11 protein-coding genes are annotated in these 13,254 nt (G+C 43.4%); 3 read left to right on the plus strand and 8 right to left on the minus strand.

The genetic code is table 11. From position 1 onward, the window contains the following. Positions 1-5: 5 nt before the first annotated feature. On the minus strand, positions 6-3,113 hold the full coding sequence (locus C5745_RS03420) for a ligand-binding sensor domain-containing protein (RefSeq protein WP_105715560.1): 3,108 nt from the start codon (positions 3,111-3,113) through the stop codon (positions 6-8). A 159-nt stretch (positions 3,114-3,272) separates the two neighbouring features. Here C5745_RS03420 and C5745_RS03425 point away from each other — a divergent pair, with 159 nt between their 5' ends. Both C5745_RS03425 and C5745_RS03430 read left to right on the plus strand, forming a co-directional pair. After that, positions 3,273-4,412, plus strand: coding sequence for an aldose epimerase family protein (locus C5745_RS03425; protein ID WP_105715561.1), 1,140 nt, complete (start codon positions 3,273-3,275; stop codon positions 4,410-4,412). A gap of 4 nt (positions 4,413-4,416) precedes the next feature. Then, entirely contained in the window at positions 4,417-5,394 is a 978-nt protein-coding gene (locus C5745_RS03430; protein WP_105715562.1) for a glycoside hydrolase family 43 protein, read from the plus strand. A gap of 290 nt (positions 5,395-5,684) precedes the next feature. On the opposite strand, the gene C5745_RS03435 is transcribed toward C5745_RS03430, so the two are convergent. Continuing rightward, the gene (locus C5745_RS03435) at positions 5,685-6,095 is read right to left on the minus strand and encodes a hypothetical protein (protein ID WP_105715563.1); all 411 of its coding nucleotides are present in this window, start codon (positions 6,093-6,095) and stop codon (positions 5,685-5,687) included. A gap of 45 nt (positions 6,096-6,140) precedes the next feature. Further along, complete coding sequence (locus tag C5745_RS03440; RefSeq protein WP_133166282.1) at positions 6,141-6,554, minus strand: hypothetical protein; 414 nt, start codon at positions 6,552-6,554, stop codon at positions 6,141-6,143. A 216-nt stretch (positions 6,555-6,770) separates the two neighbouring features. On the opposite strand from C5745_RS03440, the gene C5745_RS03445 reads away from it, so the two are divergent. Beyond that, a complete protein-coding gene (locus tag C5745_RS03445; RefSeq protein ID WP_105715565.1) occupies positions 6,771-7,007 on the plus strand; it encodes a hypothetical protein in 237 nt (78 codons plus the stop codon). Between the two features lie 130 nt (positions 7,008-7,137). On the opposite strand, the gene C5745_RS03450 is transcribed toward C5745_RS03445, so the two are convergent. The 5 genes from C5745_RS03450 to C5745_RS03470 are packed head-to-tail and all read right to left on the minus strand — an operon-like array spanning position 7,138 to position 13,251. After that, a complete protein-coding gene (locus tag C5745_RS03450) occupies positions 7,138-7,494 on the minus strand; it encodes a hypothetical protein (RefSeq protein ID WP_105715566.1) in 357 nt (118 codons plus the stop codon). Between the two features lie 34 nt (positions 7,495-7,528). After that, complete coding sequence (locus C5745_RS03455) at positions 7,529-8,692, minus strand: glycoside hydrolase family 130 protein (RefSeq protein ID WP_243403238.1); 1,164 nt, start codon at positions 8,690-8,692, stop codon at positions 7,529-7,531. Positions 8,693-8,696: 4 nt separating this feature from the next. Further along, a complete protein-coding gene (locus C5745_RS03460) occupies positions 8,697-9,803 on the minus strand; it encodes a glycoside hydrolase family 88/105 protein (protein WP_105715568.1) in 1,107 nt (368 codons plus the stop codon). A gap of 20 nt (positions 9,804-9,823) precedes the next feature. Then, a complete protein-coding gene (locus C5745_RS03465; protein ID WP_207795703.1) occupies positions 9,824-11,227 on the minus strand; it encodes a sulfatase family protein in 1,404 nt (467 codons plus the stop codon). An 11-nt stretch (positions 11,228-11,238) separates the two neighbouring features. Then, on the minus strand, positions 11,239-13,251 hold the full coding sequence (locus C5745_RS03470; RefSeq protein WP_105715569.1) for a RagB/SusD family nutrient uptake outer membrane protein: 2,013 nt from the start codon (positions 13,249-13,251) through the stop codon (positions 11,239-11,241). Positions 13,252-13,254: the final 3 nt, after the last annotated feature.

Raw genomic sequence — 13,254 nt, forward strand, 5'->3', positions numbered from 1 at the left:
AGCATTTATAATGGTATCTCTAAAACAAATATATTCAAATTTTCTGAATTCTTTTTATAAACCAATGTGCCACCATGCAAAGAAGTAAATGAATAAGCTAGTGCGAGCCCGAGTCCCGACCCTTTAACGCGGTAATGTGTGCTGGCGCGTTGAAATGGTTCGAAAATCTGTGTCATCTCCTCGTCGGACAATAGCATACCATCGTTTTTGACTTCCAGACAGAAATGGGTGTTGTCTATTTTTTTGTAGAGGTTGACGTGAACTTCTTTTTCGGCATATTTAAATGCATTAGACAAGAGGTTAGAGATAATCTTATACATAGCTTCAATATCTATATTCGCTTCCAGCTTTCGATCTAATGATTTGGATACCTTAATTTTTTTACTCTCTATGAAGGGGGTGAAATCTTGTAAACATATTAGAATAAGTGAACTGATCGATTGTTTTTTTAGCTTTAGCGAAAATTCGTTACTCTCTACTTTTCTAAAATCCAGTAGATTATCGGTCATGGAGAGCAGTTTCTCTGTATTTTGATGAATCGTTTTTAACCACTTTTCTGACTTTTTAGGTTCCGTGCCCAACATTATTTTTTCAAGTGGTGCTTTGATCAACGTCAAGGGTGTTTTAATATCGTGGGTTATCTGCATGAAGAAGTCCATCTTAGCCTTGTAAAGTTCTTTTTCCTTATGTGCTTTGATTTTCTCTAGTCGTTGTCTATTCTTTTCTTTCATTTTCTGATCATACCAATAGAGCACCATACCAATTAACCCCAGAGAGAACAACGCATAAATAATGTAAGCGGGGACGCTAGCCCAAAAAGGAGGAAGTATGACGATTTCTAACGACTTGATATTTGAAATAGGCGTCTTGTTGGCGTCAGCAGCCATAACCTCGAACATATATTTCCCTGGGGGAATTTTTGTGAAATTTGCTTTGGTATTGTTCCGCAAAAAGGTCCAGGTAGTATCTAGCCCGACCAATCTATATAAATAGGATGTCGAATTTGCCGATGCAAAATTTAACGCAACAAAATCGAGACTAACGGTGGACTCATCGTATTTTAGTTTTATTTTTTCCGTATAAAGGATCGATTTGGAAAGTGCGCTGGTTTTGTCTTCTATCGTCAGCTCATGCTGGTTTGTCTGGATGCCGGTAATGTAGATGGGAGTCTCGAAATCTGTTTTGTAAAGATCGGTGACGGATGACGGATTGAACCTGATCAGCCCTTTGGATGCGCCAAAATAAAGTAACCCTTTAGAATCCTTGAAGGCAGAGTTATAATTAAATTGGAGGTCTAGCAGGCCGTGTTCCAGCTTATAAGTATCGATGCTGTATGAACGGATATCCATTCTGACCAATCCCCTTGTTGTCGATATCCAAAGGTTCCCAGAATCATCCTCCTGCATAGCTAAAATAAGGTTGCTCGGCAAACCGTCTTTTGACGTGAAACGTTTAAAAGACTGCTTTTTTTTGTCGTAAAGGCATAATCCGCTCTCTGTCGCCACCCAAATTTGGCCCTTTGAATCTTGAAACACGCGATTCACGCGGTTACTGCTAATCGAAGACGGATTTTTGGGGTCATGTATAAATCGTATCGGTTTTTCTTCTCCAGAACGGAGCATATACAGCCCGTCGCGCCACGTGGTGAACCATAATGTATGCTCCTTGTCCTCGAAGATAGACGTGAAAAAAATATGTCCTGGAGCCGCTGTAAAACGCACAAAGCGATTTTCTCCGGGAATAAACTGAAAAATCCCAGGGGCAGTGGCTAACAGAATTTCACCTTTAGCGGTTTTGTAGATATGATAAATAAAATTGCTTTTTAACGCTTGGTTGGTATTATTGGAGTCGAAATGGCCAATTACCTTTTTGCTTCTTACGTCAATGACGTCGAGACCTTGAAAGAACGTGCCGATAAGCAGGCTGTCCCCAGAAATTAGTAGCCCATGTATATTGGAGTGCGCTAAGCCATCTGCTGGTCCGAAATTGACGAAACTATTGGTTTGTTGATTCCAATAAGTTAGCCCTTGATCCTCGGTTCCTATCCAAAGATTTTTTTGCTTGTCTTCTACAATCTCCCTGACAGCATGCCCCCCTATAGCGTTGGGCGAGTTGCGGGGAAATATCTTTTCGAAGAGGTTATGCTGAGGATGATAATAATTTATTCCTCCGAAAAAAGTACCTATCCATATCCCGTCTTGGTTATCCTTCATAACAGCATAAATGGCGTTATCCGAAAGACTCCACGGGTTATCTTTTTCATGTGTGATATGTGTACTTTTATCTGTATCCATTTCATGGACGATGAGGCCACTTTCAGTTCCTATCCAGAGCTGATTGTCGTTTATTTGCGTTATTGCTCGAACATAGAGCGGTTTATTGCCGAACTCCTTGACGATATGCTGGCTAGTTTCTGTGTCTCTGTTCCACTTATAAACGCCATGGTGGGACGTCCCGATCCAAATATCGTTGTTGTGGTCTACAAACAGCTCTTCCACACCGCCTTTAAATTGCTTATCACTAGAAAAAGTGTACTCCTTCCCGCTGCTCACATGGCAGATACTTTCCTTCAATCCTACCCAGACTTCGTCATTCTGATCGATACAGAAGGCGTGCGTTTTTTCCTTCCACCGCTCTGCGTATGTTTTATCCACTTTTTGAGTTTTGGGATCATATTTATGCAGACTACTATTGGAAATAAACCAGATATTTCCCTGACGGTCTTCCGAAATCTGTAAGCTTTCACTTTTATAAACTTTATCAAAAAGCGAAAATTCCTCCTGCTGGGGATCGTATATATAAATGCCCTGATCCGTTCCCACCCATATTTCGTTTGTTTCGCGAACCATGAGGCTGTGGATCAGGTTGCTCCCTAAACTTTTTTCGTTTTCTGATTCATGGAAATAATTCTTGAAGCGATAGCCATCAAACCTGTTCAAACCATCCCTGGTGCCAAACCAAATAAAGCCGTCCTTATCTTGTACGCTGCACAATATAGCGTTATTCGAGAGCCCCCTGTTGACCTGAAAATGATTGAAATAATAGGGGGGAGCTCCATTAAGGAACGTATAGGAAAAACACAGCAGTAGAAACAACCAACATTTTGCGGACATGTAAACAGGTTTATCTTATAAAAATAGGAGAAGTTTTTATAATGGGCAATGGAAAAAAGCTTTTGAGACAAATTCCTGCTATAATGAGACGATTTTGATTGTAATAGCCTATATTTTTTGACATATTTGAGCTTTTATAAACCTTGTCACAACACAGCCATGAAAAATACATCGTTACTTATCGTACTCTTATCAGCCTTATTAGGTTCTTGCGAAGGTACGTACGAGGAGAAAACCGCTTCCGGTCTTGAACGAAAGAACTTTCAGAGCCATATAAACGGTAAAAAAACAGATTTATTCGTCTTGAAAAATAACTCGGGCGCAGAGGTGTGTATCACAAATTACGGTGGCCGGGTCGTCTCTTTAATGGTTCCTGGTCGCGATGAAGCGCTGCACGACGTCGTTTTAGGTTTTGATAATATACAGGAATACGTTGATAAACCGTCTTCATTTGGTGCTACCGTAGGTCGGTTTGCCAACAGAATTGCCTATGGGGAATTTGTGCTGGACGGCGATACCATTTCGCTTGATTTAAATAATGGTGCACATACGATTCATGGCGGAGCGGCGGGCTGGCAAAATCAGGTGTTTGACGCGGAACAGCCATCGGATAGTTTACTCGTGTTGCGTTATGTGTCGAGAGATGGGGAATCAGGTTTCCCGGGCGAGGTAAATGTTAAGGTAACCTTTACTTTAAGCGAACCGCATGCATTAAAAATAGATTATTTCGCAGAGACCGATAAGAAAACGGTTATCAACATGACAAACCATAGTTTCTTTAACTTGTCGGGTACCCCAGAGAACACCGTATTAGACCATGTTCTTTTAGTCCATGCGGATGCTTATACACCATTGGATAGCCAACTTATCACAACGGGAGTATTAGAAAAAGTGGCTAACACCCCATTTGATTTTACGAATGCTGTTTCGATCGGGGCCGCCTTGGCACGTGATCGTTCACATGAACAGTTGCAACTCGCACAAGGTTTTGACCATAATTACGTTCTACAGACGAAAGGTAAACTGGAAATCCCCGCAGCTCGGGTATATGCGCCGACTACAGGCATATTGCTCAATATATACACGACAGAACCAGGTATACAAGTATATAGTGGCAATATGTTAGACGGCTCGCGAAGAGGGAAGAAGGGAATAGATTACCATAAACAAACCGGCCTCTGTCTGGAGCCTCAACATTATCCGGATTCCCCTAATAAACCAGCTTGGCCTTCGACGGTGTTGGAGCCGGGAGAGAAGTTTGTAAGTTCTAGTATTTATCGTTTTAGCATTAAGAAGTAGGGGCATGACAAGCAAATACTTCATGTTGGCGATTCTACTGTTTTGGTCTTGCAAAAGCAGTAGCAATTCTACAGTACCTCCCGAACAAAACAAGACGTCGACGGAGGTCGAAATAATCGAAAATAAATTACCCATTGCAGATCCCTACGTATTGTATCACAACGGTACATATTACGCCTACGGAACGCGGGTCAACGGTTTTGAAGTTTATATCTCCGAAGATTTAAAACATTGGAAACGTAGCGAGCATTTGGCGTTATCTCCAGAGAATTCTTGGGGCGACAGGTGGTTTTGGGCGCCGGAAGTTTATTACGTGGAATCGAAAAATAAGTTTTATATGTTCTATTCGGTCGATGAGCATATCTGCGTAGCAACATCTAGTAAGCCTGAGGGACCATTTATACAACAGGAACAAAAGCCTATTGTAAGTGAAAAAGCGATCGATACGCACTTTTATATTAATGAGGATGGTACACCTTATCTTTACTTTGTACGCTTTACGGGAGGCAATGTGATATGGGTAGCCGAAATGGACGACGACTTAAGAAGTATCAAACCAGAGACCCTGACCGAATGTATCCGTGCGCAAGAGCCATGGGAGAGAAAACAAGGGACGATTGCGGAGGGACCATCAGTGCTTAAGCGCGGTGATACTTTCTATTTGATGTATTCGGCTAACCATTTCGAGAGTAAAGATTACGCTGTCGGGTATGCCACAGCTACATCGCCAAAAGGACCTTGGAAGAAGTACGAAGGAAATCCTATTTTACGCCGGGATATGCCAGCAGCCTCTGGGCTGGTTGGGACAGGGCATGGTGCGCCTTTCGTTACCCCCAATGGTGGATTTAAATATATTTATCATGCGCATGCTAGCGAAAATAGTGTAGGGCCGCGCACGTCTTATATAAACGACATGGAGTTTTCAGCAGATGGTGTTATTCGTATTTTCGGCGATGCCATCCATCCGGTGGTGGTGAAGTGATCTTTTGTTAAAATGCTGCTTGTTCATAGTCCATCGGAATTTAGGCAATGTCCATAGCTTTTGCGAAAGTTAGATCTGCATCTGTCGGTGCTCACCGCTACCACTTGATATCTCATCATCTTCAACTCAGATTCGATTTCCTGAAGACCAGATTACTGCACGTTACAGTAAGAACACCAGCCGTAAGGCCGTGTCCCGTGCGAGTGTGCAGATATTTTAGATGCGTTTGATTTATAATTTGTATACTTGTCTTTGTACAAATAATATTGATGAAAGATGTTAAATCAGAATTACAAAATATCATTTGTGGAAATGGACAGGTTGGCGATCAAAGCCAACTCCGAAAAATCCAAAATTTCGTTAGAAGTCATGCGTGCACAGGTCAAGAATCTGAAAAACAAGAGCGTCTCAAATGTGAAGAAGAAAAGCTTATCGTAAATGTCAAATCCTCCCATTTTGTACATGTACATAGCCCCGCCCACCATGTACTTAACGACTATGTACAGTGACATAATCAACAAGTTACTGTAGTTGTTAGTTTTGAACAGTGTCAAAATACACTTGTTGCCTGACACGGCGACAATGTCCTTTGAATGGTCAATGACTGCACGGCACTGTTCAGAGATGTTCCGTGCATGAATGACTGCATCCTTGTAGCGGATGGCAAAGTCACGTAACATAAGCAATAGCTCACTTGACATATTAACTATGTCAGGGAACAATGTCAATATGTTACGTGCAGGTATTCACATGTATATGCACAAAGACACGGTGAAATATCTCTTTGCTGTTTTCCCGCGCACCGGTGTGCTGTCGTCGTACGACTTGAACAGTACGCGGGGCAAGGATGTCGTTCTTTCGTATGGGATTGCAATGCATTTGCCCACCGAGACCATGAAGTCGGCCTTCTTGTTTATCTCCCTGTCCTGGATATTCGTTTTTCCCTCTCGCGAGACGAGACTGTTGTCCTTCTTGCGCATATCCCTGTGCATGGTCAGCAAACTTCTGTGCACGAAAATGTTCTCGGCATACGACAATACGTTTGTTTTGGGCAACGGAATAGTCACCCCATATGCCGAGGCGAAAAAGATGGCCGGAAGTTTCATCAGGTAGGACAACGAAACGATTTTGACGGACGACGAAGTGATTCTCCTGCCCAACGACCTAACACTTCCGTCCGCCGAAGCGATACTTCCGTCCGGGTTGCTGATGTCTTATTTCCCTAAAAGACAATCCTATAGAGGAAATAGAAAGGCTGAAATAGTTTTAACATTCTATAAGTTTTGAAAGGTGTTTTCTGATGAAGGAAGCACTTTTTTTGGTTTACACTCTTGTAACTACCCTAATATGAAACGATTCCAATTTGGCACACGCGTGTGCCAGATTTTGTAAATGCTAAGGGACGGAAGTTTCCGGTAGTCGTTGGAGAAAATCCTCCATTGATAAATGCCTATTTTTTTAGAGTAGACCAAGTTGGTAATGTGGTGTTTATCAAAAACGGACGTTTTTATGCTGTTCCGAAGAACAAAGGTATGGATACAGCATTGATCCAATCCATAATTGAAGGTGCGGATCCCTACATTAAATCCGATAACACATTTATGTATGATTAATGTAGGAGGGATAATGAAGATAATTAGAATAATTGCATGCATATGTCTATGCTATGGCAAGGCATATAGTCAGGTAACTGATAGTATTCAGGGTTTTGTGAGAGACAATATAAATAGTGCTGTTCCGCGATTAGGCTTGAGGCCTTATTTCATTGAGCAGGCAGTGGAAAACGGATTGCTGGACTGGGGATATCGTCCTTTGGATGTCGAAAAGGAGTTCAAAGCGGTTTTGTAAATATTTAGTAAGATATTTGTCCTGCGTCAATTCGGCAAAGTTGAGACCACTTTTCCAGTAGAACGTCTGTGGGTAGCCGATCCATTTTCCGGCGTGCAAAGCATTGCCCATATACACAAAACGATAGGCGATGAGTCTGCCCACTTCCTTTGGTGCATAGCCTTTTGGAAAGTCCGTCAGTTCTTTTTGCTGGGCAAAGGAGAACAGAACGGAGAAAGTCGTTAAACATAAAAGTAATGTTTTTTTAAGCATAATACTGTTTTTTATAATGTGTACTGTAGTATTTTTAATTGCTGATTTTGGGATTATAAATGGCAACGCCCACTTGACTATCTGCACAGCCGTAATATAGGAGCCATTTGTCTTTGAAATAGACAAGTCCTTGGATAAATACCGTGCCGTCGGGATATTGGCCACTTTTTTCAAAAGATTCTGTCGGTACAAAGAATGGTTTGTCCAAACGTGCTATAACTTTAGAAGGGTTGTTGAGGTCAAACAAAACTTGCCCTGCCGCATAGGTATTGGCTGTATAGTTGGTGTCTCTGCCTTCGCCACCTTTGTTTTTGCCGTTATACAGCACCAAGATGCCTTTTTCAGTTAAGAGGGCCGGAGGTCCGCATTCCGTCATGTCGCTATCGAAATAACCTCTTCGTGGTGTGACAACGAGATCCAGATCACCTTTTTCATTTAAGGTAGGGATCCAATTGATCAGATCGTCCGACGTGGCAATATTCATATAACGCTCGCCCCAATACATCATATACTTGCCATTGACTTTAGTGATGACCTGCTTGCCATCTTCTAATTTCGTTACGACAGATCCCGATTTGCAGAATAGATCTTTAAATTTACCGTTATGTGCAGTCTGGAAAGCAGGACCATGCTTGGTCCAGTTCTTTAAGTCCCGGGAGGTAGCGACTGCCAAGCGGGCAACCTTCCGGTTCCATTGGGTATAGAGCATAACATACAGACCTTCCCGCGTAACAGCGATACGTGGATCTTCACATCCGCCTGGCCATTCATTTTCTTTCTGATCGTCTTCATCTGGATAAAAGACAGGTTTCTTTTCCCGCTTCATGCGTATACCATCTTTGCTTTCGGCGATGCCTAAACGCGAAGTGCGCTTGCCGATCCCGGTGCCGGACTTATCTTCACCCCGATACAACACATAGATTCGGTTGTCTTTAACGACGGCTCCCGGATTGAAAACGTCACTCGCCTCCCAAGCTACTTCTTGTTTACTCATCGGATCGAAAAAGGTGCTTGTCGGATCGGGAGAGATGACGGGGTTAGCGCCTTCCGGCCGCACGAAGGGACCTAAAGCCCAATCGGGTAAGCCTTGTTGTGCCTCTGCAAATGTTGTAATTAAAAGTAAGCAAGAAATAGCCAGTAATCTTAAAATACCGAAATGCATACTGTTCATTTTAACCGTTACAAAACATATGCTCATAACCCTATTTTCCTAGGAGAGCGGCCGCGCACCAAAGATAAGGTGCTTGCCCATGCAGATCTCCAGGATTACGCGGTCGGTCGTAATAGTACTGTTTATCGTTCTTTTTGCCCGTGCCGATGCAAACTTCGGTCACATTATTACGCTCATCGATATAGGGGATCATAGCTAGCCAAGCCTTTCGCGCAGCCGGCGCATATTCCGCAGCATCCAACCAGCCTTTCTGGACACCAATGATAAACGCATAGGTGAACATGGCTGTTCCAGAAGTTTCTGCCCAAAATGTAGGTTCATCGATCAATTGGTTCCACATGCCGCTCGGTTGTTGGTGCTCTTTCAGGCTTTTCATCATCTTCAGATAGCCTTCCATGATGCGAGGACGATCTGGATGGTCTTCGGGCATTATGCGTAAAAGATCGGGCATGCCTACAGCCATCCAGCCATCGCCACGCGCCCAATAATACGGTACATCAGGTGCATGATAGAATAATCCGTTCGGGCGTTGTAGTTCATCCAGGTACATAACCATTTCTTTGGCAGCACGGTCAAGGTACTTCTTGTCGCCGGTTACTTTATAGGCCTCGCCCTGAACTACTGTAATCATGTACATATCGTCTATCCAAAGGCGGGTCTGCCAGGAATACCCTTTGTCTGCCCAGGCCTTTTCTTCTGCTTTAACATTTGCGGGAACTTCCCATTGTGTATCGGCATATTTTAAGCCTAGTTCTTTGTAGCGCTGATCCTTATTGATTTGAAATAGTTTCAGAGCAAGACTTCCGAACATATTGTAGTCCACATGGTTCATCGGCGGCAAGAGCGCCTTTTCATATGTGAAGAAAGGCTCAAATTTGTCTTCTAGCTGTTTTATAAGCTTCTTGTCGTTAACTTTCAAAGCGTAGTCTATGGCACCATTCCACGAACATACGCTTGCATAATGCATCCATTTTCCGGCGTAAAGATCATGTCGGCTGCCCACAAAATGATTGGCCAATCGTTTTCCGACTTCTTTTGGAGTGGATCCCGTTGGAAAACTTTTCAAGGGATTATCTTGAGCCGATGACAGTTGCAGGGAACAAACTGTCAAGAACAATAATAGTGATTTTCTAAACATAAGATGTACGTTAGTCAGAGTTAAAATTTTGTGTCCATATCTATTCCGGAATCGCCTTGTTCTTTCATCCAGTTTTGCAGGCGATTTGTATATTTTGTAACTAATTTTTTATACGCAGGATCTTCTGCCAGGTTACGTAATTCGTTAGGGTCGTTTTGTAAATCGTAGAATTCAACCGCAGGTTTGTGCGCTATACGGTTTGTTAACTTTGCTGCTGCTTCATCGTGTTGCGCTTCCGCTATCCAGGTAGGCCATACCAGTGTCGGATTTTTATCGTTCATCATCCATTTTATGGAATAAGTGGCTTCTGGTAGGAGGTTTAGAATTAATTTATATTTGTTGTCTCGTACGCTCCGTATAGGATATGCCGGACCTTCTGGAATATTGTTGTGAATACCGAAAGCAACTTCCCGATGCGGTTTTTCGGGATCCGTCAGCACCTGTTTGAAGCTCCTCCCATCAAGACCGCCAATTGCTTTGCCTCCAGCAATATCGACAAGGGTAGGGGTGATATCCTCGTATTGTACGATCGCATCTGTTTCTGTCTTGGCGTTTACTCTTTCTGGCCATCGAACAATCATACCGCTTTTCTGCCCATAATCATACAGGCTCCATTTTCCACCGGGGAATTGTGGTCCTTGTTCGCCTAGGAAAACAACAATCGTGTTTTTGTCTTGTCCCGTCTTCTCCAACATCGCTAAGACATCGCCCACCTGATTATCCAAACGCCTGACTTCCGCTAAGTACTTACAAAATTCGGTACGGCTTTGTTCTGTATCGACCCAGTGTGCGGGTAGTGTCAATTTCGAAGGATTAAATTCATTTGGATCTCCTACGGTCCACGGTGTGTGCGGATTGTTACTCATGATAAACAGACAGTAGGGCGAACCCTGTGTGATATAATGTCGAACACTATCTAGAAAATAGACATCCGTTGGGGATACGCAGTTTGTTTCAAAACCGTCGATGATATCGAAGGGAAAGATGGTCTTCGGCTTGGTCATATGGTCTTTTCCTGTGAGACCTACACGATATCCCAGACCGCCAAGATAGTGCACGATGCTTTTTAATCCTTTGTTTACGGGCTTGTGGTTCTGATAAGCACCGTGCCGAGCAGGATATAAACCCGTTAATAAGGATGCACGCGTAGGGATGCACATCGCCTCGGAGGCAATCATCGAATTAAACTTCAGCCCTTCTGATGCCAGCCGGTCGATATGCTTCGTATCCAAATTTTTACCACCATAACAACTGAGCTGTTGCACATCCAGGTCGTCCGCCATGATGATGAGGAAGTTAGGTTTGGGGTTTTGCCGGGATTCGTTATAGTAGTCTTGTGCGAATGTTGCTTGTAGATGCAATAAATACATGAAGACGAATAATAGGCTTTGAAGCCCATTATTCGTTCTGTTAGAAATATTCATATCATAATACACTATTCTCCTGCGCTATCTTCATCGGCAACAGCTTCTTGCCACGTTTCCCACTTTGGTGTTGCTGGATCGTAACCATCGTAACCATAATTTTGTGCTAAACGTCCCCTGTTATTGGCGGTAATAGCCGAATTAGGTATTGGCCAGTGCATGTTTTTCTTGTCCATCCGATAGTGCGGGTTACTATTTCCTGGAGCATTGATCTCTATTGGGCCTTTGTTGTACATGCTATAATGCACAATGCGCTGGTACCAATAGCTGCCTCCGCTAGCGTCGGTCCCTTGCTGCTTGTCATAAGTATCTAAACTATATGTATTCCCCCACTCGTCAGGTCTACCACTACGTGCTAAACACATAGATACGCGCTTTAATTCTACATTACGCCATTCTTCCCAATACAACTCGCGCGCGCGTTCATCCAGGATGTCACCTATCGTGACAGTGCTCGTGTACAGTTCGCTACACTGTGCTCGTTCTCTTATCACATTCAAATCATCCTTAATGGTTGGATCACTCGGGTTGATGTAGAATTTAGCTTCTGCTCGTAGGAGATAGGCTTCTGCCAAACGATAAAGATACCAATCCGCATGACCGCCGTTGGTAGCACCACGATGTCCATCTGACCCCACGATATTCGCTTCAGCAACAGGATCATCCAAATATAGCTTATAATGTGGTACATCGAACCAGCGACGGATTGTGTCGCTACATAATAGCCTCCCATTGTCATCAAAGAGGGTGAGTGGATTACCAAATTCTGACGATTCCTTGTTGTTCACTCGGTAATCTTCCATCCGAATCCAATTGCCTACTTCTGAGCTGTGCCGTAAATCCGTCTCGTCCATCGTGCCATTTACCTGCCATAAGTTGGTCATATGAAAGCGTGTCGGACGAAATGTTGCGATACCGCGTCCGAACGCGCGCATATAATCGTATTGAGGGTTATAGTTGGCCGTGTTACGACGGATATTCATCAGCGCCTGTCGACCGTCTTTGGCCTGCACTCTGTTGTCGAAAACGAAAGGGTATAGGATGCGCATAGTCAGTAATTTGACAAAAGATTCTGCCTCGGCTCCGCGATTGGGCATACCCATAATAAGCTCTTGGTTAGACGAGATTAGCTTATTTTCGGATCGGTGTAAATCCCAGATGACGTTTCGCGTAATCGACCAGGTATCTGGTTCGCCACCTTCATTAAAGCTGCCAAAAGTGTTAGTCATGAGACTATACCCGGATTGATCGATCAAGATGTCAGTTTGTTCCTTTGCTTTTTCATATTCGCCGATGGCCAAATAACACTTTGCTAGAAGCATTCGGCATGCTCCCTTATTAACCATGCCAATCAGGCCTATCTCGCTTTGCTCAGGAACCCATTCTACGGCAAATTCCATTTCACGCGTAATCATTTCCAATATGGCTTCACGTTTAGTACTCCGGTAGTTTTGTTTGGGCACCTCTAATAGCTTTGTCACAAGTGGTACATCACCGTACTGGAATACCAACGCCATATAGCGAAAGGCGCGATGGAAGTATGCCTGTCCTTTAAACCTATTTTTGGTGGTTTCATCCAACTCCTGCACGTCGTCCACGTAATGAAGTATAGTGTTTGCATTTCTAATTCCTTTGTAGGTTTCATCCCAAAAGTACCACAGGCTATTGGTTCTGTTAAGATCTTGATGCGTTCCATCGTCGCTGGTCGGTGTAAGCATATTCGCTATATCGGCGAACATATTACGCTTGTCGGTAGCTCCGGCGACCATCAGCTCAGAAAAGATATATTCTGTTCCGAGGGAGAGCATTTCATTGTGGTCGGTTGTCCAGTACAGTTTGAGGTGACGGTCGCAGATAGCGAGTGTTGCCTCTATGCCCGACCTTGTACGAAAGGTGGTATTCGGTTCGTAAAAAGATAGTGGGTCTGGATTTAAAAAATCCCGTGAACAGCCACTACTCAATAATACACCGACGATCATCAGTACCAGTTTTCCACGATTTAAATGTGGTATTATCTTCTTCATATC

The sequence above is a fragment of the Sphingobacterium haloxyli genome (assembly GCF_002980525.1).
Taxonomy (GTDB): domain Bacteria; phylum Bacteroidota; class Bacteroidia; order Sphingobacteriales; family Sphingobacteriaceae; genus Sphingobacterium; species Sphingobacterium haloxyli.